The sequence below is a fragment of the Klebsiella sp. M5al genome (assembly GCF_002090195.1).
Lineage (GTDB): Bacteria > Pseudomonadota > Gammaproteobacteria > Enterobacterales > Enterobacteriaceae > Klebsiella > Klebsiella grimontii.
This window is the reverse complement of sequence record NZ_CP020657.1, coordinates 4,900,162-4,923,285: the sequence shown is the minus strand read 5'-3', so window position 1 is coordinate 4,923,285 and position 23,124 is coordinate 4,900,162. Positions and strand designations below refer to the sequence as shown.

Sequence of the window (23,124 nt, the reverse complement as noted above, 5' to 3'; positions counted from 1 at the left end):
TCCTTATTGCGGCTGGAGAACGGCGCTGGCGGAGGCGCCCATACGGAACAGGGCCGGGTCGGGGTCTTTGACGGCGATTTTGACCGGGAAGCGCTGGGAGACGTGGACCCAGTTGATACTCTTCTGGATGACCGGCAGGCCCTCGATGACGCTGCCGCCGTCGGGCAGAACGCCGGTGCCGACCGAGTCGACCACGCCCTCGAAGGTGCGGCCGTGGTTGGTCATGACGGTGATTCTGGCCGGAACGCCGGGCCGCACGTTCTGCAAGTCGGTTTCGCGGAAGTTCGCCACCACGTACCAGTGGTCGTCATCCAGCAGGGTAAAGACCGGCTTAAGGGCGGAGGCGTACTGGCCGATCGTCGTTTTCAGCGCTACCACCACGCCGTTAAAGGGCGCGCGGACTTCGGTAAATTCGAGATGCAGCTCGGCCAGCGCAATCTGCGCGAGGATCCCCGCCCGCTGCGCCACCATGGCATCAACGCCGGTCACGGCGGCGGAAGCCTGTTTCGCCTGCAACAGGGTGGCCTCCAGTTCGGCGCGCGCCGCTTTTTCGGCCGTTCGCGCCTGATCAAGATCTTCTTGTGAGGCAAACCCTTGCGGCACCAGCGGTTCAAGACGAATGCGTGAAGAGGTGGTCTGCTTAACCAGCGCTTTAGCGCGTTCAACGGCGGCGCTGACCGACTGCGCGTTGTACTCCTGCGCTTTGATCGTGCGCTGGGTCAGCATAATCTGCGCATCAAGCGTGGTCAGCCGCGCCTTGGCATCATCAAGCATCGCCTGGTAGGGACGCGGGTCGATGCGGAACAGTAGATCGCCTTTTTTCACCCGCTGATTGTCGCGAATCGGCATCTCGACGATCCGCCCGCTCACTTCCGGCACCACGTCGATGGTGTCGGCATACACGTAGGCATCGTTGGTTTCCGGCGAGGTTTGCAGCTGCCAGATAACCACAATCAGCGCCACGATAGCGGCGAGAACGAGCGCCAGCAGGGGCCATTTTTTGCGGATAACGCTTGAGCGGGATTGAGTCATAGGTATCTAGTTTACGAAGAACAGGAACCACAGAATCGTGGCGAACAGGAACATCAGCGCCAGATAGCTGAAGACCAGCGGAGAAAATCGCGACTGCCATCCTTGACGCACAATCAGGATATGGCAGGGAATAAGTAATAGCGAGGCGCCTAATAAGCAGAAGAACCAGCCTGGAAAGGCGGCGCCTAATACCGGAATCGCCGGGGATAATGAGCAGCCGGTGAGCGTAAATAGCGAGAATAAGAGCGAAGGGCGCGCCAGCTTTACAATGCGATTCAAGACTAAATACCTGAGTGCTCGGGTTAGGATGGAATGAGTTTAATCTCACTGCCGGGGAAATTAAAGATGGATATAACAGAAGTGTCCGTATTTTATCGGCAATCAGAACATTTTCTTTGGCTAAAGAGTGCATAGAAAATCATTCATTCTGCATTAACGGCGTGCGGCTACCGAAATAAAATTTCACCCGTCGCCGATAGTCAGCGGTTGTTGGCAGGGCTATGCTTAAAGACAAAGCTATAAAAAATAGTCAGAACTGAGGCAATGTCATGGATAAAGAACTACTGGAAGCGGGCTATCGCGCCTATACCGGCGAGAAGATCGATGTCTACTTTAACACCGATATCTGTCAGCACTCGGGCAACTGCGTGCGCGGCAGCGCGAAGCTTTTCAACCTGAAACGCAAACCGTGGATCGTCCCCGATGAAGTGGACGTGGCCACGGTGGTTAAGGTTATTGATACCTGCCCGAGCGGCGCACTGAAGTATCGCCAAAAATAAGCGAGGAAACGATGGAAATACTGGAAGGTCATAATAAGTTTTACGTCAATGACGCCGACGGGAATCAGGTGGCGGAAATTGTTTTTGTGCCCACGGGCGAGCACCTCAGCATTATTGAGCATACCGATGTCGACCCCAGCCTGAAAGGCCAGGGAGTAGGGAAAAAGCTGGTGGCGAAAGTGGTGGAAAAAATGCGCGGCGAGCAGCGTAAAATTATTCCACTATGCCCGTTTGCCAAACATGAATTTGATAATACCCGCGAGTACGATGATATCCGCGCCTGAAATAAATGCGCCAGCGCGCTGGCGCAACTATTTTAGCCTGGTGCGGCTGGCGACGTATTCTGGCGATTTTTCATCCGTCGATAAGGCTCAGATTGCGACCGGATAAAAGCTGGTGGATAAGGTCACTGACGTTTTCCCGCTCCACCGGCGGCGAGATGAGATAACCCTGAAAACGATCGATTCCCAGCGCTTTCAGTCGGTTGAATTTATCCAGGCTGTCCACGCCTTCGGCAACACAGCGGCTACCGGTTAGCTGGCAGTAGTAAAGCAGGCTTTTGATCAGAGCCAGGGCGTGAGGATCGCGCTGCATATCGTTGACGATGCTCATATCCAGCTTATAGGCGCTGAAGCTGACCGATCTCACCGGAAACATGACGCTACTTTGTGAAAAGCAGTCATCGAGCATAATGGCAAAGCCCTGCTTGCGTAGCCGGGAAATATTGTCGGCAATTTTACTCTGCAGGTTGAGGTCCAGGGTTTCAGCAAATTCCAGTACCAGCCTCGAGGACAGATGGGGCTCGCGCAGCTGCTGGCGCGCGGTCTCCAGCATGCGGATCAGGTTGTCATTGCTGGCGATAGCGGCGGGAATATTGACTGAGAAATAAAACTCACCTGGATGTAAATTGATATTCTCCACGGCCTCGCGAAGCACAAAGGCCGTCAACACCAGCCAGGCGTACGCGGAACGTATCTGCGGTAAAAACTCGCCGGGAAGCAGAACCTGTCCTTTTTGCCGCCAGCGAGAGAGGATCTCTAACCCTTTTAGCCGCATCCGATCGTCAGTGATGGGCTGGAAAACCGGGAAAATTTGCCGACAGTGAATCGCGTGGACAAATTCGCGCTCAAAGGCGGAAAGCGCGGCATCCGGCTGGCTCTTCTGCCCTTTTGTCTGGCTCCCGGGGAAACGGGTTGCCAGCTGAGGATAATGTTCCACCATTTTTTTCAGTCCTGCGGTTCGCTGGTTATAAAGCGTTTTGTGACTAATGCCGCGGCGCTTTGCCTGGGCGTTGACGCTGTATCCGCTGAGTAGACCGAGAATGGCATTGAGCTCCGGCCGGGTGAGCCCGCCAGGGCGCTTTCCGCCGAGGCGTATCTCTTCGTCGGCAAGCTGCTTAAGCGAAGGATATCTTTGCAGAATGTAGTCCTGGAGCACTGCGGTCAGGCTGGGGACGGGCAGGTCCGAGGCGGCGGATCGCACTTCAGAAAGTAAATGGTGATCGATGACCTGATGCAGCAGCGTATGCCACAGCCAACTGGCCGGGCTGCGGCTAAGGATCAGCATCGGCAGCGGCGTTGCCGAATGTTCGAGAAACGCAGCGGCTTGCTGTAGGGTGGCGAGCAGCCTGGCCGGGGTTTCCGGCAGAAAAACGATGATGCGGCGAATGTCCGCGTCGCCGGGAAGCGTCGTCGCATCCGACGGCAGCACAACGGGCTGCATGCTGTTGGCCATCATCACTTTGACTAATCCATCGGCGACCAGCGAGCAGGGCGAAAGAATATAGTCCATTCCCGTTCTATCACGCGCCGCTGGCGCGTTACTGGTAAACAAAGGTCACCCCAATAATGGATTGCACGTTGCCCGCGGTGACCTGGCCGCTGGTACGCGCATAGGTTGCGGTGAGTCCCAGGTTGACCGCGGAGGTGCCCACGGTTCCCATGGAGACGGTACTGTTTGAACGCAGGATGGTGCCATTGCGCAGTAGCTGAACGCCAATGCCCTGAGCCGGTGAGGCGGAGGAGGTATTGGTGAAAACGGTGTTGGCGCTATCCGCCGTGGTGCCGGAGAGGTAAAAACCTATCTTTTGATTTTGCCCGCAGCGTACCGTGAGCGGAACAGCGGTCGAACCCGGGTACTCAGGCAGCGTTACCGTGACGTTGCGAGCGGAAACATCGCAGCCGCCCGTCGGGATGATCACGCTATTGTTGGCATAGATGTTCCAGGTAAATTTTGAGGTACGAACGTTACCGCCGCCGTTGATATCGGAGCCCACCTGATACATCACCAGCGTAGCGATATGCGAGCCGGCGCTTATCGCCAGTCCGGAGGCGGTGGATATTGGCGTCAGGTAGAGCTGGGTATTCCAGCTCGTGTAGTTACCGGAAGTAAAGTTGTGGCTGGCAGTTGGGGAATTTAGCGGGAAACTGTAGCTAACCCCGTAATATTTTAAAGAGCCCGTGAAGTTGGTAAGCAGGCCGCTATAGGCCGATCCCTGTAGCATGCTTACCATGTCGTTGCGCCTGTCCGGTGCGTCATTTTTACAATAAATCGAACTGGATAAGTCGACGACCAGGTTCTGCCCGGCCCCGAGGCTTGGCTGCAGGTTAACGTAGACGTTGGATACTTTTCCGCCGGAATCGCTATTTAATATGGTGCCGGTGGAGTCGTAGCAGGTATAAGCTCTGACGCTGGTGGAAAAGCCCGCTAACACAAGCGCCAGCCACAGCGCCTTGACCAGCGCCATACGACATCTAAGGGGGGCGGTAATCCGCTGATTCATAACGTTCTCCTGCCTTATAGCCAGGTGTAGGTGACGTTAATCACCGCCTGGATTGTTCCTTGCGTTGGCCCGCCGTTAACCGTCAGCGCTCTGACGCGCAATGGAAAGCGGGTGGATTGCGTGGCATCGTTGATGGCCACCGTTTTGCTTGTGCCGTTGTTAAACCGGGCTCCGCTGGTGTCCTGCAACTCCAGCTGGAGGTTGCCCGCCGTTCCCTGATTTTTGTAGTAGCCCGTGCTGTCCGCCGTTCCGTTGAAGGTGGCGGTGACCCGCGAGGTGCCGACCGGACAGTTGCTGAGATCGAGGGTGACGTCATGCCAGCCTGATGCCGAGCCGGGTGAAAGCATATTAAAGGTGTATAAATCACCGAGGTCGACGGTGGCCTTCGGGGTGGCGATGGTGCAGGGTTTGGCCACCACTTTGCCGTTAACGGTAATGGTCACATCGGCGGCTTGGGGGGCGCTGGCGAAAGTCATGATTACCGCTAGCAGCCAGGGTGCATGAGTCCATTTCATTTCAGCCTCCGGTTACTGAAATTCAAGCGTGAAGGTTGCGGTGGCATTAACGTGTCCTGCCGTAATCGGGACGCGCGCGGCCATCAGCCGGGCGTAAAAGTTCAGGGTGTTGGTCTGCCCGGGTTTCAGCGTGGTCCACGCGATGTTTGACGAGGGGGCGTTGAGCAGCAGGGGGGCCCGGCTGCCGTTAAGGATCTGCACGCCGATGCCGGACGCTGCCGATACGCCGCTGTCCAGCTTAAGCAGGCTGGTGTTGTCGCTATCCGCTATGCCGGTAAAGCCGACTTTAACCGCGGTGACGGAGCCGCCGCAGGGCGACAGCACGATGCGAAACGGCACCAGCGGCGTGGTCGTGCCGACGGCATTAAACTGTTTGGCGGCGTTATTCATCAGATCGACGGTAAAATCTTTTGACTCACCTGCGACGGCGCAGGTGTTATCCCTGACATATCCGCTAATCGTGATGGTGCTATCGGCGGCAGGAGTGCTGAAGGAGACCAGAGAGAGTATGGCGCCCAGCAGATACAGGTTTTTTCTCATCATCATGGTTTCCTTAGCGGCACGCTGCCGACAGCTGGCTTAACGCCTGGTTCTGGCTTTCCGGCGGCAGACGGTAGTCGGCTTCACAGCTGGCATCGGGCCCGTCTCCCCACTTCGCGCGCACCTTGCCCGCCATCGGCATTCCGCTCAGATAGACCTGACCGTTATCGGCGACGATGCTGCTATTCTGGCTATCGACAGCGGCGGCTATGGCGCCAAAAGGAACCGGTTTACCGTTGTGGGTCAGCGTCATCAGCAGTTTCATGCCGACGCTGGCCTTAAATTCAGCGCGCGCAATCGCCCCGTGGGTGGGCACAATACTGACCACCGCATCATCAAGGTCGACGTTGTTGGCCAGCGTATTGGTGTTCAGCGCCACCCGGTTTTCCCGGTATTCGGTGGCGTAGGGCAGAACGGCGTAGCCGCGCCAGTCGGTCCGTACCCCGGTCTGGTTTTCTACCTTCACGCCATCCGCTCCGGGGGCTTTGATCAGCACCACCGTGTCGTTCATCGGCTGGCTCAGGGTGATGCCATCAGCGTGGGCCAGCACGCCGCCGCTCAGGCCGTAGTAGAGCTGTTTGATACCGTCGCTGCGGCTGTAGCCGACGTTGGCGTTACCGTAGCCGCCGCGGTAATTCAGCGCCGCGTATCCGGTGCCGCCGCTGTTGCCATCGCCGCCGCCGGCGTAGCCGGTCTGTACGCTGTAGCTCAGGTTGTTGTCCTCCAGCAGTGTGCCGTACAGCCCCGCCAGGCTGGTGGTCCTGCCGTTCAGATCGTTGGACATGCTGTAGCTGGCGTTTCCGTTTCTCCAGGCGGAGGTGCTGTCGGAGCGCATCCAGTGGCTGAACGGGATACTGATGTTGAGCGCCAGCATCTGGTCACGACCCTGCTGCCAGGCGTTTTTGGTCAGGCTGTAGCTCAGGGTCCAGTTGATATCGTCGACGGCGGCGTTAAGCCCGGCCTGGAGCTGCTGGTCGGCGCTGTTGGTTCCCCAGTAGGTCTGGTGGCTGCCGCTCAGGTAAAGCGTGGCGGTACGCCCCAACTGCTGGGTAACGCTGAGCTGTACTTTGCCGCGCTTGTTGTACGCGAGGTTGTAGTAATCGGTGAACTTCGGCTTCATCTGCATCACACCGTCCTGGGTCTCGACGTTGTAGCCGCTCATCCGGCTGTAGGTGGTGTCGGCGAAGCTGAAATAGCCGCGCGTCGAGTAGCGGTAGCCCACCAGTTGAATATTGGTGCCGGTATCCGTCAGCGACTTGTTATAGAGGAAACGTACCGACTGCCCCTGACGCTCGCTGTCATCGGGCAGGGTGGCGTTGGCCTGGGTGATATCCAGCGACAGCGCCCCCAGCTCCCCCATATTTTTGCCGACGCCGAGGTTAAAGGCGCGGTAGCGGTCCGCCAGCTGGGTGCCGCCGTACAGCGTCCAGCCCCCCGGGAGACCACGCATTACGGTGCTTTGGAAGAACTTTGGTTTGTCCTGCCGATCGTTACCGCTGCGGTACTCCCCGGCGGTGACGGCATAGCGGGTATGGCCCTCGCGCTGGAGCACCGGAACGGACGAGTAAGGGACGGTGAAGACCTGGCTGCTGCCGTCGGCCTCTTTGATGGTCACCTGCAGATCGCCGCCATTGCCGGCGGAGTAGAGATCGTTGATGGTGAACGGGCCGGGCGGCACCGTGCTCTGGTAAATCTCATAGCCGTTCTGCTTCACCGATACCTGAGCGGTGCCGCGGGCAATGCCGTGGATCACCGGGGCAAACCCCTTCTGGCTGTCCGGCAGCATATTGTCGTCGGAGGCAAGCTGCGCGCCGCGGAAGTTGATGCCGTCGAAGACGTCGCCGTTGGTGTAGCTGTCGCCGAGGGTCAGGCGCGAGCGCAGCAGCGTAATATCACGTTCAAGCCAGGTATTGATGTGCTGCCACTTGTTTTCACTGGTCGACGAGCTGCCGCCGCTGCTGTAGCTCCAGGTGGTGTTGTCGCGCAGGCGCCAGGCGCCAAGGTTCAGCCCGCTCTGCAGGTTCAGGTACGCGTAATTGCTGCTGCCGCCAACGTCGTTGTGCACGTTGTTGCCGGTGAAGTTGTAGTTCAGCAGGCCGGCGTTAATCCCGTGGTCCCAGAGCTCGGGCGGAATATAGCCGCGGGCGCGGTTGCCCATAAACGCCTGGGGTACGGTCAGATACAGCCGCTGCAAGCCGACATCGAAGCGGGTAGTGGCGTCCTTGATGGTTTTGGTTAACGGTACGCAGGCATCGGATGCCAGAGCGCCGATCCCTTCAATGGATAACGTGTTGACGCCCATGCTGGCCAGCTGTCCGCGCGTCAGGCAGGGGACCAGCGAGCGATCGTTTTCTCCGCTATTAAAAGTGACATCGCGGGTGGTCATAAACCCGTCATTGAGGTAAATATCGACGCGATAGGTTCCCGGAGGGACCTCCTGGCCGCTGGCGAATCCTGATAAATCCGCCACGGCGGCAGGGTCATCCGCTAAAAAACGCGGATTAAAATAGAGCTCCGCCTGCACAGAAAAGATCGGTGCGGCAAGTAACAGAGCCAGCGTGATTTGAGCGAAAGCGCGCGTATTCCCCGGCCCGTGGCTGCTTTTACGCTCGGAGTCCAGGTCGTCGAGTCCATATTTCAGATGTGACATAGTCCCTCCGGTCCAAAGTCGCCCGGCTGTCAGTTCTTATTTTTATTTCCGGGAGGACGTGGCCTCCCGTCAGTTATTGCGTGGCGCCCTGTATCCGCGGGGTCAGCGCGCCGTAGTCGTTAATCGTCCGGTATGTAATTTCGCGACCGGCATCGGCGGGCAATTTAACGCTGGCTTCACCCATCGGCGGAACCAGCGCATTTTCCAGCACTCGGGTACCGGCGTTGAGTTCGGTGACCGTCAGGTAGTAGGGGGTGGGATTGATCAGCGTAAGCGTGCCTGCGCCGCGGCGAAACCTCAGCTTTTCCGCAGCCTGATCCGGCGGCAGCGCCAGCTTTGCCGGGCGGTAATAGAGCTTGATGCGGCTGATGATCGCCAGCTGTAGGGTGTTGTCGCTGAGCTTTGATTTGTCCATCGACGGGATCGCCTTGACGTTCATCCAGAACAGCGTTTCCCGATCCTGCGGCAGCTGGTTGTTGGTGGCATCAATGATGCGCAGGGTGTTCTCTTTTTTCCCCTGCATGGCGAACAGCGGCGGGGTGATGACAAAGCGGCCATCCTTCGCGCCGTCGGCATTCTCCACCCATGACTGGATTAAATAAGTGCTCTTTCCGTCGTTGTTGGTGACCGCCAGCTGAACCTGTTTTTGTCCGGCAGGATAGATGACGCGGGTCGCCCCCAGCGCCACGCCAGCCTCGGCGCGAGCGGTAAATCCCATGGTGGCTATCATCAGCGCCCCCGCCAGTAAACCGCGCGTTATCGCCCGTGTTGTTCTCACGTTTACCCCTTTTATCGTCACCGTCTTTTCCTGTTTTCGGTTCGTCTGCTGATTCATTACTGGTAGGTCAGGGAGAACCAGGCCTGAGCGTTGGCTGCGCCTCCGGTGACCTGATGCCCTGTTGCCCTGTATTTCGCCACGAAGTGCAGCGTGGTTAGCCCGGTATACAATTTTGTCCACGCGGCGGGAGGGCTATTTAGTGGGATCAGATGGTCATCTTTATCAAACAGAGCAACGCCCACGCCGGTTGCGATTCCTGGTCCTTCACCGACCGAGAGCACGTCCGGGTTTTTACCATCGGCGATGCCGTGAAACGCCACGCCAACGCGCTCGCTGACTGCGGTGCTGCACTCCTGCAGGTGGATATCGAAGGGAACCGGATTCGTATCTTCCCCGGCTGAATGAAGCCGATTACTGCCGATCTGTCCCATATTGACCGTCATCTGCTGGTCGCCAGCTTCAACGCGGCAGGACTCGGCAATGATGATGCCCTGAAAGCGCATATTTCCGCCGGGCAGCGTGACGTTCCATTGATTACCGGCCAGCGCCAGCGATGGGAGCAAAAATATCAACAGACCTGACTTCATCCTTTGCATCGTTATCACCCGAGTTCCGTTATGGATAACGGGCCTTCCTGGCCCGATATGCTTCCCTGCCTGATGAATGAATTACTGGTATTGCACTTTGAAGGTCGCGTCAGCGTTAGCGGTACCGGCAGTGGCTGCAGCGGTCGCATAGTAGCGCGCCTGGAACGGGATGACGTTGGTGCCATCGTTCAGGGTGGAAGCTGCGCTGAAGGTCGCGCCATCCAGCACCAGCGGCGTACCGGTACGGTCCAAAATCTGCACGCCGACGTTATTCGCGCTGCCTGCCGCGGAGCTTTGCAGCGCCAGTACGGTGGTGTTGGTGCTGTCAATTGCGGTACCGGTGAAAGCGACGGCGGCCTTGGTGGCCACGGTGGTATCACAATCGTTCAGCTGAATATTGAAACCGACAGCCGTACTGGTGCTGCCTGGAGTAGCGAGTTTTGCCGAACGAACCTGGCCCATTGGAACGGTCTGATCGATTGAACCCGCGTCAATGGCGCAGGCTGCGTTGACGACTTCCCCTTTAAAATGCACCGTGCCGCCATTAACCGTGGTGTCGGCCAGCGCCGCCGCGGAGCTCAGAGACAGGGCTGACAGAACAACCATTGCCAGTGTTTTGATCTTCATGTTGTTTTCCTTTGTACAATATCGGGATTACGAACCGATCTGGCCGTCATCATGACCTCCAGGTATTTCATGTATCAGCCGAAGTTTTCGGCTGCGGTTCTGCATGTTTTTCACCCAAACAATGAGACATTTGGGGCCATTTTGACTCATTGGTGAATTTGACTTAAATTTTGATATTGAGGTTACGTATTTAGAGTTTTAAGCTTATTTTTTAAATTTTACCGATATAATAAGTTGAAATAATAAGGCATGAACGAGCCATGGATGGCTATCGGCAACGCATCGTCAGAAAGGATGGCCAGCGAAGAGAAGAGAGATTCTGAAAAAGAATTAAAATAAAAAGTCATGATTAATCAATGTGATATTGATTTTCATGCTCTGTTTGATACATTCGGTGGTTGCAAAAGGTTACTGAATATTTTTATGATGCACACAGTTTGGCCCCAATTGACCTGTTCGGTAAGTTATTTTCCCTTATTTATCAAATTCTTATTTTCAACTTTCTGATTTTGTAAATTCAACTCCATCAGGTTATGGCGTTCCCAGAGTCCGGCAAATCGCGCGGCGTTGCTGGCCGTATAGCGTACGGTATGGCGAATGTTTCGATGGCCGAGGTAGTCCTGGATAAGGCGGGTATCCGCTCCTCTCTCCGCCAGCTCGTAACCGCAGGCATGGCGCAGCATATGCGGGTGAGTATGCGTTGCCGTCCCTGCGTCTATGCCGGCGGTTCGGATAATTCGGTAGGCTTGTTGACGGGAAAGCGGGGTACCGCGTCGCGATATAAACAGCGCATCGGTTTTTTGCGCGCCTTTCCAGGCGGCGCGTAACTGGCTCCAGCACCTGATGGCGTCACATTCATCGATCATCAGGGGATGTACGGTGGAGAATCCATTCTTCAGCCGTCGAATATTGATGCGGCCTTCGACCAGATCGAGGTCGCGATAGTGCAGATCGAGTAATTCACTAATCCGCATACCATGACGAAAAGCGAGCAGGATAAGACAGTAATCCCTCTCTCCCGTTTGCCCATGACGGGCTGCCTGCATCATCGCCTGTACTTCTTTACCGGTAAGAAAACGACGTCGGTTCACAATAAATAACTCCTGATATGATCTTGAAAATTAACACGACCCAGCTGACCGCTGGGGGCGCTCACAAATAATCCGTAAGGTTAATCACGTATTATATGAAGGGGATTATCATAGTTGAATAATGACATTATATAGCGGCTGCGGCGCAGAATATTGTCAGATAGTAAATCTTATTCTTATAGATTTTATTGATAGCCACAACATCGGCGTCGTGGTTCTCTTTCAGGTGTATAAAAATGAAAGGAAAAAATATGGTTGCGAGTATTTTAAACGGATGAGTGTTGATGCATTTATATCCAGGGTTATGCGTGGGGTGTTAATAAGATAAATCATCACTGAACTGTGAACTTGCCGGAACAATAATCATAAACAGCGTATGGTTATCTTTTTAATGTTTGCCGCTGCCAGTTGGTTATTTTGACGCCATCCTTGGCATCGAGTGCTACGGCAGAACAGGGCTCCGCTGTCTGTCTCTGCTTTCGTCCCAGATACCATAGAAACGGCCAGCGTTGCTGGCGGTATACCATACGGTATGGCGGATGTTGCGGTGACCCAGGTAGTCCTGGATAAGACGAGTATCAATGCCCATATTGGCCAGGGCGAAGCCACATGAATGGCGGAGCATATGCGGGTGAATTTCGAGCGATAGCCCGGCATTATCGCCAGATGCGGAAATAATCTGATAAAACTGCTGGCGAGACAGAGGATTACCTTTTCGCGAAAGAAATAGCCATTCACTGTCGGATTGCGGGTATGCGGCGCGGACCTGTAGCCAGTTTTTTAATGCACGGATTTCTTTATTCAACAAAGGATGCGTTGTCGAAAATCCATTTTTGAGGCGGTGAATATAGATGCATTTAGAACTGAGGTCGATATCGGAAATTTGCAGGCGGCATATTTCACTTGCGCGTAATCCGTGAATAAAACACAATAATGTCAAACAATAATTACGCGTGGCATGTGCGCCACTGTTGGCCGCTTTGAGTAATGACTCAATTTCGTTGTGAGTCAGGAAGTTCCTTTTTTTTAAAATAGCATTGCTTTTCATTGAGTTCCCTTTATTATGCAGTCGGCTAACGCATTTTTTGGCCGTTATCAGGTAATGATTAAGCTCGTCTGCATGTGCATTATTTATTGCTGCTGCGGGCAATATTTAAGCGATGTGACTTCTTTTGGATAGGCAGTTTTTATATTTATATTTTTGTTTGGCGTTACTCTTTGGGATAGGGCCCATATCCTGCTCATTGTTTTCTCCTTAAGTGGGTATACAGCAGTATATAACTTCTAATATTGTTAACCATACTGCAAAAATCTTCTTATGAATAGGGGGAACAGGAAGCACAAGAATTCTGGCGGATGGTAAGAGTTATTTTATTTAAAGTGAGATAAACCTTAGCTGCTGCTAAGAGGATTATATCGGAAGGGCGCATAATCAAAAATGAGGCTGATAAGGATCCCGGAGTCGCGTGTGGGCTAATTTAAAGTGAGGTTATGGCTGATGAAAAAATAGCCGTGAAGCGGGGCGTTTTTTTAATAACGCAGTGGCGAGAGCAGACCGGCCGCTCACGCCTTATACTTCCCCCTACCTCAACTGCTCCACGAACAGCAGGGTGGCTACGGCGACCATCATCACGCCGGAAGCCATACTGACCTTTCGTGCGATTTGAGGCCGGGTCGCCAACAGCGCTCTGGCGCCGTAGCCGACCAGTAAATAGACCAGCGTGCAGGTCACCAGATGTATACCGCCCAGCGCCGACATCTGCTGGGCCAGAGACCAGCTCCCCTGGGGGTCGGTAAACTGCGGCAGCAGGGCCAGAAACAGAAGAAAGACTTTTGGGTTCAGACCGCTAATGCATAGCCCCTTAATCGCCCAGCGATTCCAGCTATCCGCGCTGTATTGCTGGCTGCCTGGCGTTGGCGGATGGCGCAAAACAGCGATCCCCAGCCACATCAGATAGCCTGCGCCCAGCAGGGTAATCGTCGACAGCGCCAGCGGGTGGCCGGCGATTAACACGCCGATTCCGGCGACGACGATCAGCGTGGCCAGCAGGTGGCCAGACATGAGTCCCGCGACGGCGGGTATCACGCGGCGTCCGTTGATTCCCGCGCTGATGGTATAGGCCCAGTCAGCGCCCGGCGTGATGATCAGCAGAAAGGAGACCAGCCAAAAGCTGGCGATAAAGCTCATTTCCATGGTCAGCGCACCTCTGCGTGGTAACGGCAGTTTCTCATCATTTTCCCTCGTTAAGCGGCGGTTGTTTGAGGGAAAGAATATCGAGTTTATTGCGCAATGAGCTTTCAATGTTATGCTCTTAAGCGGTCTTCTGAGGGAAAATATTCCAAATGGATAGCATCGATCGAAAAATTCTTGCTGAGCTCCAGGCCGACGGGCGACTGTCGATAACCGAGCTGGCCGAGCGGGTGAATCTCAGCCTTTCGCCCTGTCATCGACGGCTGCGGACGCTGGAGCAGGAAGGCGTCATTACCGGCTACCGGGCCAATCTGGATCCGGCCAAAATGGGCTTCAACTTCCTGGCGATTGTCTTCGCGACGTTAAAAGAAGGCGATAAGAAAGCGGTGAGCGCGTTTGAGGACGCGGTAGAAGAGATCCCGCAGATCGTGCTGGCGCAGCGCCTGTTTGGCGATCCGGACTACCTGATGCACGTGGTGACGCGCGATCTCCCGGCGTTCCAGAAACTGTATGATGACAAGCTCTCGGCGATGCCGGGCGTGCAGCACCTGCGCTCTACGCTGGTGATGAAGACGGTTGTGCAGGATCGCCCATTTCCGCTCGGTAAGGGGTGAGCGTAACACGGAGGACAGATGCAGCATCGCCTCCGGGAAAATAATGGCAACAATGTCAGCGACTTATTCCAGGCCGGCGTGGGTTAACCCTTTTCCAGCAGGCGCATAAAAACCGTCAGCGCTTCATCCAGCTGCTGGCGCTGCGTTGCGGAAAGCCCGCTCAGCAGCTGCCGCTCATTCTCCACGTGGCTTTCCACCGCCTTATCGATAAGCTCTCGTCCCGCTGGCGTTAGCGCCACCAGCATACTGCGGGCATCTTCCGGGTTCGGCTGGCGGCTTATCAAGCCCCGTTTTTCCAGCGCCTTCAGACGATGGGTCATGGTGCCGGAGGTGATCATTAACGTTGAAAAGAGCTGGGTTGGCGACAGCATGAACGGATCGCCCGCCCGGCGTAACGTCGCCAGCATATCAAACTCCCAGCGCACCAGATCGTGGCGCACAAAGGCCGCTTCGATGCGCGGCTCCAGCAGCATCGTGCAGCGTTTCAGGCGGCCGATCGGCCCCATCGGGCTGCAATCGAGATCGGGGCGCTCCCGTTTCCACTGTTCAAGAATGCGATCCACGGCGTCGGTCTGCGGTGATTTGTCCATTAATGCTCACTTGTCTTGATATCAAGATAATTGTCGGTACATACTTAGGCCACAATTTACCTTGATGTGAAGATAAAATCATGGCCTTTGTTTCACGTAATTTGATCGTTGATTTACTGCTGACCGCGCTGGCGCCCGTCATCTGGGGCAGCACCTATATTGTGACCTCGCAGTTTCTGCCGCCCGATCGGCCGTTTATCGCCGCGCTGCTGCGGGTTCTGCCGGCCGGGATCGCTCTGCTGATCTGGAGCCGCCGTCTCCCGCTGCGCGCCGAGTGGTGGAAGCTGATCGTCACCGGGATCCTCAATATCGGCGCGTTTCAGGCGCTGCTGTTTATTGCCGCCTATCGGCTGCCGGGCGGTCTGGCGGCGGTGATCGGCGCCATTCAGCCGCTGCTGGTGATGCTGCTGGCCTGGTGCGTCGATCGTCAGCGATCGCCCTGGCTGGCGGTGCTCTCGGCATTGATGGGGATCGCAGGGATGGCGATGCTCCTGCTGTCACCGCAAACCACCCTTGAACCGCTGGGGATTACCGCCGCATTTCTGGGGGCGATGAGTATGGCGCTGGGAACCTGGCTATCGCGCCGCTGGGCGATCGCTTTGCCGGTCGTCGCGCTAACCGGCTGGCAGCTGCTGATTGGCGGTATCGTACTGGCGCCGATGGCGTTTCTGGTCGATCCGCCGCTGCACCATGTGACGCTGACTCAGGCGGCGGGCTATCTCTGGCTGTGCGTTGCCGGGGCGATGCTGGCATACGGCCTGTGGTTTCGCGGCATCGGCCGCCTTTCCCCGGTGGCGGTGTCGGCGATGAGCCTGCTGAGTCCGGTGACGGCGGTGCTATTAGGCTGGATCTTCCTTGGACAAAAAATTGAGGGAATGGCGCTGGTAGGGTTGGTGATTGTGCTGCTCAGCGTGCTGTCGATTCAGCGTGCGTTATCGAATAAGAGAGCCGTAGTGGATCGCAGACGGTAATGAACCTGTAGCCCGGGCAAGGCGCGTCAAGCGCCGCCCCCGGGTTCAAAGCGCAGAGTCGCTGAATTTCCCGGAGGCGATGCTGCGCATCTGTCCGGGCTACCGGACTGCAGACGGTAATAAACCTGTAGCCCGGGCAAGGCGCGTCAAGCGCCGCCCCCGGGAGCAGAGCGCAGAGTCGCTGAATTTCCCGGAGGCGATGCTGCGCATCTGTCCGGGCTACCGGACTGCAGACGGCGGCGAACTCGCCGCCCGGGCTGTGGGTTCACTGTTCGCCAGCAACAAAAAAAGCCCCATTAAGGGGCTCGACATTGCTGCGTGCTTATTATGTGGCGGGAGCCAGACCAGCCGCCGTCAGGCGACCTGTCCGGCAGCTCCCTCTGCAACCATTCGGTTATTTAGACAGCTCGGCGGTCATATGAACCTGATTACCGGTATACGCTTCGGTAATGTGGTATGACTGGCCCTGATCTTTAGCAATGGCGGCGATTTTGGCTTCGGCGTTGTCCAGAGTGTCTGCGGTTACGCTAACAGGCTGAGCGAAGCTAGCGAAAGAGACCAGAGACAGCATACCGGCAGCGGCAAGTAATTTTACGTTTTTCATGGTGTTTATCCTTTTAACTTTTATGGTGGAAAGCGTGTTTGCTTTCGATGGACTTATAATAAGGCTGCTAACTATAACGTGCGTTGCAAAAAGTGCGATTAAGATCACATTTTTATGACGACAGGATGACGGGTGACTAAATTTTTGTTTTTTATTTTCAATAAAAACAAATGGATGAGTTAGCGTGAACGTGTTTTTCGTCACGGAAAATAATCTGACCAGAAACGCAATTTTCCTGCTTCGGCTCATTAATCATTGTTTTTGTGAATGCAATGGGCGCTTTTTGAGCGAATAGGGCGGCTATATTTCGCCCGTCAACGAAGCATTGGGCTCGGGTAAAAAGCTACTGTGACTCTCACACTGATTGCGTGAGGACGACGAAATGATTGCAGTACTCTTTGAAGCCGAGGTCACTCCGACGAGCCAGGAGCGTTACCTGGCGCTGGCGGCAGAGCTGAAGCCGCTGCTGAGCAACATTGACGGCTTTATCGCCATTGAGCGTTTTCAAAGTCTGAGCACGGCGGGGAAAATTCTGTCGCTCTCCTGGTGGCGGGATGAGGACGCGGTGCTGGCATGGAAACGCAACCTTTGCCATCAGGCTGCGCAGAAAGAGGGGCGGGAGAGTATTTTCGCCTGTTATCACATTCGGGTGGCTCAGATGCTGCGCGAATACCGTTCTTCCCATTCCGATCCCCTGTAATATGGCTACGGTTTGCGGGGGGAAAATAAGCGAGGCGCTATGTTAAAACCTGTTGAGCTGATTGAAGACGACGAGTCGCTGGCCGAGGCGATGGCGACAGTGGCGTCGGCGATGGCCGATGCCTCGCGGCTAAAGATCCTTTGCGCCTTAATGGATGGCCGGGCGTGGACGGCCACCGAGCTTTCCGCCGTGGCGGATATTTCCCCCTCGACCGCCAGCGCGCATCTTAGCCGCCTGGTCAACAGCGATTTATTGATTTGCCTGGCCCAGGGCCGCCATCGCTACTACCGTCTGGCCGGTAGCGACGTCGCCGATTTGCTGGAGAATATGATGACCATGGCCGGCAAGCGCGCGGTGACGCTCTCAACCAGCACGCCGGTGAATTTGCGCGTTGCGCGCACCTGTTACGATCATCTGGCCGGAGAAGTGGCGGTATCGCTATATGATTTTATGCTGCGCGAAGCGTGGATAGCGCCTGACGGTACGGCCCTGACGCCCGCCGGAGAAACGCATTTTGCCCGCCTGGGGGTGACGGTGAAGCGCACCTCGCGGCGTAAAGCGTGCTGCGGCTGTCTGGACTGGAGCGAACGCCGCTTTCACCTTGGCGGGGCGGCTGGGGCGGCGCTGCTGCAGCACGGTCTGCAGAAAGGCTGGTTTACCACCACCGCGGGATTTCGCGAAGTGACGATTACGCCGGCAGGGTGGCGCGCGTTGCATCTGCATTTTCAGCTGGCGGAAAGATCGTCGCGGATGATTAATTAAGCGTGTTCTCTATGGGGAGAAATAGCCTTTTATGGCAAGATAAGTTGCTGTTTTGTTAATTCCATATCGCCTTTCTCCGTTCAATGTAAATAACAATGCCTTTGTTTCTTGCTATCAATCCCCCACAATTAATAGTTGTGAGCTATCTGTTATATTGATTAACAGCTCGTGAACATATGTATATTTGTCAGCGAAAAATAGCATTCTTTGACGCCGACAGCCTCGACGAATTCTTTCATTGAATTCGTTCCTGACGCCTTAAATATTGCGGCTTCCGGTCAGTCGAAGTTTCTATTAACAGTTGCACAAGTGAGCATCGCAAATCGCTTCTGACTTTTGTGCGAATTAACTGTTTGCTCATTGATACTTAATTCACTCTGACAAGGAAATGGCAATGAAAAAGGTTCTTCTCTCTGCTGCAATGGCGACTGCGTTTTTTGGTATGGCTGCAAATGCTGCTGATACCAATGTAGGCGGCGGTCAGGTTAATTTCTTCGGTAAAGTTACCGACGTATCTTGTACTGTTTCCGTAAACGGCCAGGGCAGCGATGCGAACGTATACCTGTCTCCGGTTACTTTAACTGAAGTTAAAGCTGCCGCGGCGGATACCTATCTGAAACCGAAATCTTTCACCATCGATGTTTCTGACTGCCAGGCTGCTGATGGTACTAAACAGGATGATGTGAGCAAACTGGGCGTGAACTGGACCGGCGGTAACCTGCTGGCTGGCGCAACCGCTAAACAGCAGGGCTACCTGGCTAACACTGAAGCCGCTGGCGCGAAGAATATCCAGCTGGTTCTGTCTACCGACAACGCGACCGCGCTGACCAAAAAAATCATCCCGGGCGACAGCACTCAGCCTAAAGCGGTCGGCGACGCATCTGCCGTTCAGGATGGCGCGCGCTTCACTTACTACGTCGGCTACGCGACCAGCACCCCGACGACTGTTACCACCGGTGTGGTTAACAGCTATGCGACTTACGAAATTACCTACCAGTAATATCGACTGAGAGATAAAGCCGCCTCGCGCCGGGGCGGTTTATACCCGTCATTCAAATTATTCAGGGTATACAACAATAATAAAGCGGCCACTGCTGCCGCTTATTTTTTATTCTGAGGTCAGCATGAAGCGTATTGCCCTTTTTTTCTGTTTCATTTTTAGTTTTGCGGCCCACGCCAATAATATTATTGTCAACGGCACCCGCTTTATTTATCCAGGAAATGAAAAAGAAATAACGGTGCAGCTCTCTAACACCGCCGACCGTCCGGCGCTGGCGCAAGCCTGGCTGGACAACGGTAATGCCGACGCGACGCCGGATACCATTACCACGCCATTTATTATCACGCCGCCTATTTCCCGCGTAGATGCGAAAAGCGGTCAGACTCTGCGTATTAAACTCGGCAGCAGCGCGGGTCTCGCGAAAGATAAAGAGACGCTGTGGTGGCTGAACCTTCTGGAAATACCGCCGGTTGAGGCCAGCCAGAAGAATGAAGGGCAAAATATTCTGCAGCTGGCGATTCGTTCGCGCTTTAAGTTTATCTATCGTCCCAGCGGATTAGGCAATCGCGACGCCGCGGCAGAGAAATTAGCGCTCTCCGCTAACGGCAGCAGCCTGTCCGTCAGTAACCCGACGCCCTTTTATATCACCGTAAGCCGTATCTCCCGTAACGGCGGCAAAGCGCTCAACAGCAAAACGGTCATGTTTGCCCCACAGTCCAGCCAGACCATCGCCCTCTCTTCCGCAGTGAGCAAAGGCGAGATCCTGACCGTTAACAACATTAATGATTATGGCGCAGATGTCGCAGTGAAAGTTACCGTCAAATAAGGGAAACGATCATGAAGCAGAGGTCAATCTGCCCGGGAAGATTAAGCACGGCTATCGCGGTTGCGCTGTGCTGCTTTCCGCCATTTTCCAGCGGACAGGAAAACCCGGGAACGATCTATCAGTTTAACGATGGTTTTATCGTCGGCAGTCGCGAAAAGGTCGACCTGTCGCGTTTCTCGACCAGCGCGATTAGCGAAGGCGTCTACTCCCTTGATGTGTATACCAACGGCGAGTGGAAAGGGCGCTACGATCTGAAAATCACCGCCGGTAAAGATGGCAAAATGGGCATCTGCTACACCAAAGCGATGCTGATGCAATATGGGATCTCGCCGGAAAAGTTTAACCCGCAGCTCAGCGAAAAAGCGGGCTTCTGCGGACGCCTGCAGGAGTGGCGCAACGAGGCCAACGTCAAAGACACGCTGATTCAGTCCTCCCTGAGACTGGATATTGCCGTACCGCAAATCTACGAAGATCAGCGCCTGAAAAACTTTGTCAGCCCGGAATTCTGGGATAAAGGCGTTGCGGCGCTGAATTTAGGCTGGATGGCCAACGCCTGGAACAGCCATATCTCCTCGGCCAACGGCTCCGATAACAGCAGCGCGTATCTTGGCGTTAACGCGGGCCTGTCGTGGGACGGCTGGCTGCTCAAGCATATCGGTAACCTGAACTGGCAGCAGCAGCAGGGGAAAGCGCACTGGAATAGCAACCAGACCTATCTGCAGCGGCCGATTCCGCAGATTAACTCGATAGTCAGCGGCGGGCAGATTTTTACCAACGGCGAATTCTTTGACACCATCGGCCTGCGCGGGATCAATCTGGCGACCGATGACAATATGTTCCCGGACGGGATGCGCTCCTACGCCCCTGAAATTCGCGGCGTGGCGCAAAGCAACGCCCTGGTGACGGTGCGCCAGGGCAGCAATATTATCTATCAGACCACGGTGCCGCCGGGGCCGTTTACCCTGCAGGATGTGTATCCTTCCGGCTACGGTAGCGACCTTGAAGTGTCGGTTAAAGAGGCCGATGGCTCGGTCGAGGTATTCAGCGTGCCTTACGCCTCGGTGGCGCAGCTGCTGCGTCCGGGGATGACCCGCTATGCGCTCTCTGCCGGTAAAGTCGACGATAGTTCGCTGCGTAATAAACCGATGCTCTACCAGGGAACCTGGCAGCACGGTATCAATAACTTGTTCACCGGCTATACCGGCGTCACCGGATTTGATGACTATCAGGCGTTCCTGCTGGGGACCGGGATGAATACCGGCATCGGCGCGTTGTCATTCGACGTCACCCATTCGCGGCTGAAGAGCGATACCCTCGACGAGCACGGCCAGAGCTATCGCGCCACCTTTAACCGCATGTTTACCGAAACCCAGACCAGCATCGTGCTGGCGGCGTATCGCTACTCCACCAAAGGCTACTACAACCTGAACGACGCTCTGTACGCCGTCGATCAGGAGAAGAACTACAGCAGCAACTACACCGTATGGCGGCAGAAAAACGGGATGACGTTTACCGTCAACCAGAACCTGCCGGACGGCTGGGGCGGCTTTTACCTGAGCGGTCGGGTAGCGGATTACTGGAACCGTTCGGGGACGGAAAAGCAGTATCAGTTTAGTTACAACAACATGTACGGTCGGCTCTCGTGGTCGGTCAGCGCCCAGCGCGTCTATACCCCGGATAGTTCCGGCCACCGCCGCGACGATCGCGTTTCTCTCAACTTTAGCTACCCGCTGTGGTTCGGTGAAAACCGCACCGCTAACCTGACGTCGAATACCTCGTTTAATAATTCGCGTTTCGCCAGTTCGCAGATTGGCGTCAACGGTTCGCTGGATAGCGAAAACAACCTCAACTACGGCGTGTCGACGACCACCTCCACCGGCGGCCAGCACGATGTGGCGCTGAACGGCAGCTACCGTACCCCATGGACGACGCTGAACGGCAGCTATAGCCAGGGTGAAGGCTATCGCCAGAGCGGCGTGGGCGCCAGCGGGACGCTGATCGCGCATCAGCACGGCGTCGTATTCTCGCCGGAAAGCGGCACCACCATGGCGCTGATCGAAGCGAAAGACGCCGCGGGCGCGATGCTGCCTGGTTCGCCGGGGACCCGTATCGATAGCAACGGCTACGCCATTCTGCCGTATCTGCGGCCTTACCGGATTAACGCCGTTGAGATTGACCCGAAAGGCAGCAACGACGATGTCGCCTTCGGCAGTACCGTGGCGCAGGTTGTGCCGTGGGAAGGCAGCGTGGTCAAGGTCTCCTTCGATACTACGCTGCAGAACAACATCACTCTGCAGGCGCGCCAGGCAAACGGCCTGCCGCTACCGTTCGCCGCGACGATTTACAACCCGTCCGGGAAAGAGATCGGCGTGGTGGGGCAGGGCAGCATGATGTTTATCAGCGACGCCAGCGCGCCGAAGGCCACGGTTAAGTGGAGCGGCGGACAGTGCTCGGTGGAATTAAGTCAGGAAAAAACAAAGGAAACGCTATGTCGCTAATGAAAAAAATGACGCTTTTTATTGGCTTAATGGCGATGGGGATCACGTCGGCATGGGCGTACTGTACGCGCCTGTCGCAGCCGACGGTAAGCCTCGACATGGTAGTGGGCCGGGTGGTGGTTCCACCGGATCTGCCGGTAGGGTCGGTGATCGTTTCCCGCGACTGGACAATGTCGGCGCCGGGCGGGGCCAGCTATAGCTGTAGCAGCGGCACTAACCGCTTTGTGGCCAAAATCGTCGCCCCCGGGGCGACCGATCTGGGCAATAAAATTTATTCCACCAACGTGCCAGGTATCGGCCTGCGGTTTAGCCGCGGCGGGGCGACGGTCAATATCATCTATCCTGGCGCTTACTCGAGCTACGTTAGCAGGACCACGAATTATTCGCTGGAAGGCTCCCGCTTTACGCTGGAGGTGATTAAAACCGCGAGCGTGACCGGCAGCGGTACCCTGGCGGCAGGTAAGTACACCTCTTATGACTGGGAGAACGGCAATAACCCGATCCTCGAAACCCGCCTGAGCGCCAACGCCATCACCGTGGTATCGCCCTCATGTACCATCCTGAGCGGCAAAAATATGAACGTCGATGTCGGCACCATCAAGCGCAGCGATCTTAACGGCGTCGGCACCACCGCGGGCGGGAAGGATTTTAATATTGAGCTGCAGTGCAGCGGCGGGCTAAGCGAGTCGGGATACGCCAATATCCAGACCTCTTTCTCCGGTACGCTGGCGAGCGGCACTACGGTGAGCCGGGGCGCGCTACTGAACGAAAAAGCCGGCTCCTCGCTGGCGAAAGGGATTGGTATTCAGGTTCTGAAGGATGGCGTACCGCTGGAGTTCAATAAGAAATACAGCGCCGGGACGCTGCGCACGCAAGAAACGCGCTATATCACCCTGCCTCTGCACGCGCGCTTCTATCAATATGCGCCGACCACCAGTACCGGTGAGGTGGAGTCGCATATGATCTTTAACCTGACGTACGATTAAT

Annotated in this window: 25 protein-coding genes; 10 read left to right on the top strand and 15 right to left on the bottom strand. The window is 55.7% G+C overall.

Annotated elements, in window-relative coordinates:
* Window positions 1-3: 3 nt before the first annotated feature.
* Window positions 4-1,032, bottom strand: coding sequence for a multidrug transporter subunit MdtN (gene mdtN, locus BWI76_RS23610; protein WP_004134521.1), 1,029 nt, complete (start codon window positions 1,030-1,032; stop codon window positions 4-6).
* Between the two features lie 6 nt (window positions 1,033-1,038).
* Window positions 1,039-1,311, bottom strand: coding sequence for a YtcA family lipoprotein (locus BWI76_RS23605; protein WP_004134523.1), 273 nt, complete (start codon window positions 1,309-1,311; stop codon window positions 1,039-1,041).
* 269 nt (window positions 1,312-1,580) lie between these two features.
* Here BWI76_RS23605 and yjdI point away from each other — a divergent pair, with 269 nt between their 5' ends.
* Complete coding sequence (yjdI, locus tag BWI76_RS23600) at window positions 1,581-1,811, top strand: 4Fe-4S mono-cluster protein YjdI (protein WP_004134525.1); 231 nt, start codon at window positions 1,581-1,583, stop codon at window positions 1,809-1,811.
* Window positions 1,812-1,822: 11 nt separating this feature from the next.
* Entirely contained in the window at window positions 1,823-2,095 is a 273-nt protein-coding gene (locus BWI76_RS23595; protein ID WP_004124777.1) for a GNAT family N-acetyltransferase, read from the top strand.
* A gap of 70 nt (window positions 2,096-2,165) precedes the next feature.
* Here the strand turns inward: BWI76_RS23595 and BWI76_RS23590 are convergent, their stop codons facing one another.
* The 11 genes from BWI76_RS23590 to BWI76_RS23540 all read right to left on the bottom strand — a co-directional run bounded on the left by BWI76_RS23590 (window position 2,166) and on the right by BWI76_RS23540 (window position 13,575).
* Entirely contained in the window at window positions 2,166-3,602 is a 1,437-nt protein-coding gene (locus BWI76_RS23590; protein ID WP_004134527.1) for an EAL domain-containing protein, read from the bottom strand.
* A 28-nt stretch (window positions 3,603-3,630) separates the two neighbouring features.
* On the bottom strand, window positions 3,631-4,593 hold the full coding sequence (locus BWI76_RS23585; protein WP_004134529.1) for a fimbrial protein: 963 nt from the start codon (window positions 4,591-4,593) through the stop codon (window positions 3,631-3,633).
* Between the two features lie 14 nt (window positions 4,594-4,607).
* Entirely contained in the window at window positions 4,608-5,108 is a 501-nt protein-coding gene (locus BWI76_RS23580) for a fimbrial protein (protein ID WP_004134530.1), read from the bottom strand.
* Window positions 5,109-5,120: 12 nt separating this feature from the next.
* Entirely contained in the window at window positions 5,121-5,651 is a 531-nt protein-coding gene (locus BWI76_RS23575; protein ID WP_004134532.1) for a fimbrial protein, read from the bottom strand.
* A 10-nt stretch (window positions 5,652-5,661) separates the two neighbouring features.
* Window positions 5,662-8,298: a fimbrial biogenesis usher protein gene (locus BWI76_RS23570; RefSeq protein WP_049099813.1), complete on the bottom strand. Its 2,637-nt coding sequence runs from the start codon at window positions 8,296-8,298 to the stop codon at window positions 5,662-5,664.
* A 73-nt stretch (window positions 8,299-8,371) separates the two neighbouring features.
* Window positions 8,372-9,097 (bottom strand): fimbria/pilus periplasmic chaperone, encoded by a 726-nt coding sequence (locus BWI76_RS23565; protein WP_049087098.1) that lies wholly within the window; start codon window positions 9,095-9,097, stop codon window positions 8,372-8,374.
* Between the two features lie 35 nt (window positions 9,098-9,132).
* Window positions 9,133-9,672 (bottom strand): fimbrial protein, encoded by a 540-nt coding sequence (locus BWI76_RS23560; RefSeq protein ID WP_004134538.1) that lies wholly within the window; start codon window positions 9,670-9,672, stop codon window positions 9,133-9,135.
* 72 nt (window positions 9,673-9,744) lie between these two features.
* On the bottom strand, window positions 9,745-10,290 hold the full coding sequence (fimA, locus tag BWI76_RS23555; protein WP_004134540.1) for a type 1 fimbrial major subunit FimA: 546 nt from the start codon (window positions 10,288-10,290) through the stop codon (window positions 9,745-9,747).
* A gap of 464 nt (window positions 10,291-10,754) precedes the next feature.
* The gene (locus tag BWI76_RS23550; protein ID WP_004134542.1) at window positions 10,755-11,381 is read right to left on the bottom strand and encodes a tyrosine-type DNA invertase; all 627 of its coding nucleotides are present in this window, start codon (window positions 11,379-11,381) and stop codon (window positions 10,755-10,757) included.
* A 442-nt stretch (window positions 11,382-11,823) separates the two neighbouring features.
* Window positions 11,824-12,429, bottom strand: a complete 606-nt coding sequence (locus BWI76_RS23545; protein ID WP_004134544.1) for a tyrosine-type DNA invertase — start codon at window positions 12,427-12,429, stop codon at window positions 11,824-11,826.
* 534 nt (window positions 12,430-12,963) lie between these two features.
* Complete coding sequence (locus tag BWI76_RS23540; protein ID WP_004134546.1) at window positions 12,964-13,575, bottom strand: LysE family translocator; 612 nt, start codon at window positions 13,573-13,575, stop codon at window positions 12,964-12,966.
* A gap of 149 nt (window positions 13,576-13,724) precedes the next feature.
* Between BWI76_RS23540 and BWI76_RS23535 the strand changes: the two genes are divergently transcribed.
* The gene (locus tag BWI76_RS23535) at window positions 13,725-14,186 is read left to right on the top strand and encodes an Lrp/AsnC family transcriptional regulator (RefSeq protein WP_004134548.1); all 462 of its coding nucleotides are present in this window, start codon (window positions 13,725-13,727) and stop codon (window positions 14,184-14,186) included.
* Window positions 14,187-14,269: 83 nt separating this feature from the next.
* On the opposite strand, the gene BWI76_RS23530 is transcribed toward BWI76_RS23535, so the two are convergent.
* Entirely contained in the window at window positions 14,270-14,776 is a 507-nt protein-coding gene (locus BWI76_RS23530; RefSeq protein ID WP_024358574.1) for a MarR family winged helix-turn-helix transcriptional regulator, read from the bottom strand.
* Between the two features lie 80 nt (window positions 14,777-14,856).
* Between BWI76_RS23530 and BWI76_RS23525 the strand changes: the two genes are divergently transcribed.
* Window positions 14,857-15,747: an EamA family transporter gene (locus tag BWI76_RS23525; protein ID WP_004134552.1), complete on the top strand. Its 891-nt coding sequence runs from the start codon at window positions 14,857-14,859 to the stop codon at window positions 15,745-15,747.
* A gap of 394 nt (window positions 15,748-16,141) precedes the next feature.
* Here the strand turns inward: BWI76_RS23525 and BWI76_RS23520 are convergent, their stop codons facing one another.
* Window positions 16,142-16,351 (bottom strand): YdgH/BhsA/McbA-like domain containing protein, encoded by a 210-nt coding sequence (locus tag BWI76_RS23520; protein ID WP_014226701.1) that lies wholly within the window; start codon window positions 16,349-16,351, stop codon window positions 16,142-16,144.
* A 382-nt stretch (window positions 16,352-16,733) separates the two neighbouring features.
* Here BWI76_RS23520 and BWI76_RS23515 point away from each other — a divergent pair, with 382 nt between their 5' ends.
* The 6 genes from BWI76_RS23515 (at window position 16,734) to BWI76_RS23490 (ending at window position 23,123) form a co-directional block, all read left to right on the top strand.
* Window positions 16,734-17,051, top strand: a complete 318-nt coding sequence (locus BWI76_RS23515; RefSeq protein ID WP_004135007.1) for an antibiotic biosynthesis monooxygenase family protein — start codon at window positions 16,734-16,736, stop codon at window positions 17,049-17,051.
* Between the two features lie 39 nt (window positions 17,052-17,090).
* Window positions 17,091-17,813 (top strand): ArsR/SmtB family transcription factor, encoded by a 723-nt coding sequence (locus BWI76_RS23510; RefSeq protein ID WP_004135009.1) that lies wholly within the window; start codon window positions 17,091-17,093, stop codon window positions 17,811-17,813.
* A gap of 394 nt (window positions 17,814-18,207) precedes the next feature.
* Window positions 18,208-18,813, top strand: coding sequence for a type 3 fimbria major subunit MrkA (mrkA, locus tag BWI76_RS23505; RefSeq protein ID WP_004124717.1), 606 nt, complete (start codon window positions 18,208-18,210; stop codon window positions 18,811-18,813).
* 124 nt (window positions 18,814-18,937) lie between these two features.
* Window positions 18,938-19,639, top strand: coding sequence for a molecular chaperone (locus BWI76_RS23500; protein ID WP_004135011.1), 702 nt, complete (start codon window positions 18,938-18,940; stop codon window positions 19,637-19,639).
* An 11-nt stretch (window positions 19,640-19,650) separates the two neighbouring features.
* Window positions 19,651-22,137 carry a fimbria/pilus outer membrane usher protein gene (locus tag BWI76_RS23495; RefSeq protein WP_004135013.1) on the top strand — a complete coding sequence of 829 codons (2,487 nt, stop codon included), beginning with the start codon at window positions 19,651-19,653 and terminating at the stop codon, window positions 22,135-22,137.
* Window positions 22,128-23,123 carry a fimbrial protein gene (locus BWI76_RS23490; RefSeq protein WP_084402811.1) on the top strand — a complete coding sequence of 332 codons (996 nt, stop codon included), beginning with the start codon at window positions 22,128-22,130 and terminating at the stop codon, window positions 23,121-23,123. Before BWI76_RS23495 ends, BWI76_RS23490 begins: the two co-directional genes overlap by 10 nt.
* The last annotated feature ends 1 nt before the right edge of the window (window position 23,124 follow it).

Bases quoted from the DNA above. Each gene is read 5' to 3' on its own strand.
- mdtN (WP_004134521.1), bottom strand. From the start codon at position 1,032: ATGACTCAATCCCGCTCAAGCGTTATCCGCAAAAAATGGCCCCTGCTG.
- yjdI (WP_004134525.1), top strand. From the start codon at position 1,581: ATGGATAAAGAACTACTGGAAGCGGGCTATCGCGCCTATACCGGCGAG.
- BWI76_RS23595 (WP_004124777.1), top strand. From the start codon at position 1,823: ATGGAAATACTGGAAGGTCATAATAAGTTTTACGTCAATGACGCCGAC.
- BWI76_RS23590 (WP_004134527.1), bottom strand. From the start codon at position 3,602: ATGGACTATATTCTTTCGCCCTGCTCGCTGGTCGCCGATGGATTAGTC.
- BWI76_RS23585 (WP_004134529.1), bottom strand. From the start codon at position 4,593: ATGAATCAGCGGATTACCGCCCCCCTTAGATGTCGTATGGCGCTGGTC.
- BWI76_RS23580 (WP_004134530.1), bottom strand. From the start codon at position 5,108: ATGAAATGGACTCATGCACCCTGGCTGCTAGCGGTAATCATGACTTTC.
- BWI76_RS23575 (WP_004134532.1), bottom strand. From the start codon at position 5,651: ATGATGAGAAAAAACCTGTATCTGCTGGGCGCCATACTCTCTCTGGTC.
- BWI76_RS23570 (WP_049099813.1), bottom strand. From the start codon at position 8,298: ATGTCACATCTGAAATATGGACTCGACGACCTGGACTCCGAGCGTAAA.
- BWI76_RS23560 (WP_004134538.1), bottom strand. From the start codon at position 9,672: ATGCAAAGGATGAAGTCAGGTCTGTTGATATTTTTGCTCCCATCGCTG.
- fimA (WP_004134540.1), bottom strand. From the start codon at position 10,290: ATGAAGATCAAAACACTGGCAATGGTTGTTCTGTCAGCCCTGTCTCTG.
- BWI76_RS23545 (WP_004134544.1), bottom strand. From the start codon at position 12,429: ATGAAAAGCAATGCTATTTTAAAAAAAAGGAACTTCCTGACTCACAAC.
- BWI76_RS23540 (WP_004134546.1), bottom strand. From the start codon at position 13,575: ATGGAAATGAGCTTTATCGCCAGCTTTTGGCTGGTCTCCTTTCTGCTG.
- BWI76_RS23535 (WP_004134548.1), top strand. From the start codon at position 13,725: ATGGATAGCATCGATCGAAAAATTCTTGCTGAGCTCCAGGCCGACGGG.
- BWI76_RS23530 (WP_024358574.1), bottom strand. From the start codon at position 14,776: ATGGACAAATCACCGCAGACCGACGCCGTGGATCGCATTCTTGAACAG.
- BWI76_RS23525 (WP_004134552.1), top strand. From the start codon at position 14,857: ATGGCCTTTGTTTCACGTAATTTGATCGTTGATTTACTGCTGACCGCG.
- BWI76_RS23520 (WP_014226701.1), bottom strand. From the start codon at position 16,351: ATGAAAAACGTAAAATTACTTGCCGCTGCCGGTATGCTGTCTCTGGTC.
- BWI76_RS23515 (WP_004135007.1), top strand. From the start codon at position 16,734: ATGATTGCAGTACTCTTTGAAGCCGAGGTCACTCCGACGAGCCAGGAG.
- BWI76_RS23510 (WP_004135009.1), top strand. From the start codon at position 17,091: ATGTTAAAACCTGTTGAGCTGATTGAAGACGACGAGTCGCTGGCCGAG.
- mrkA (WP_004124717.1), top strand. From the start codon at position 18,208: ATGAAAAAGGTTCTTCTCTCTGCTGCAATGGCGACTGCGTTTTTTGGT.
- BWI76_RS23500 (WP_004135011.1), top strand. From the start codon at position 18,938: ATGAAGCGTATTGCCCTTTTTTTCTGTTTCATTTTTAGTTTTGCGGCC.
- BWI76_RS23495 (WP_004135013.1), top strand. From the start codon at position 19,651: ATGAAGCAGAGGTCAATCTGCCCGGGAAGATTAAGCACGGCTATCGCG.
- BWI76_RS23490 (WP_084402811.1), top strand. From the start codon at position 22,128: ATGTCGCTAATGAAAAAAATGACGCTTTTTATTGGCTTAATGGCGATG.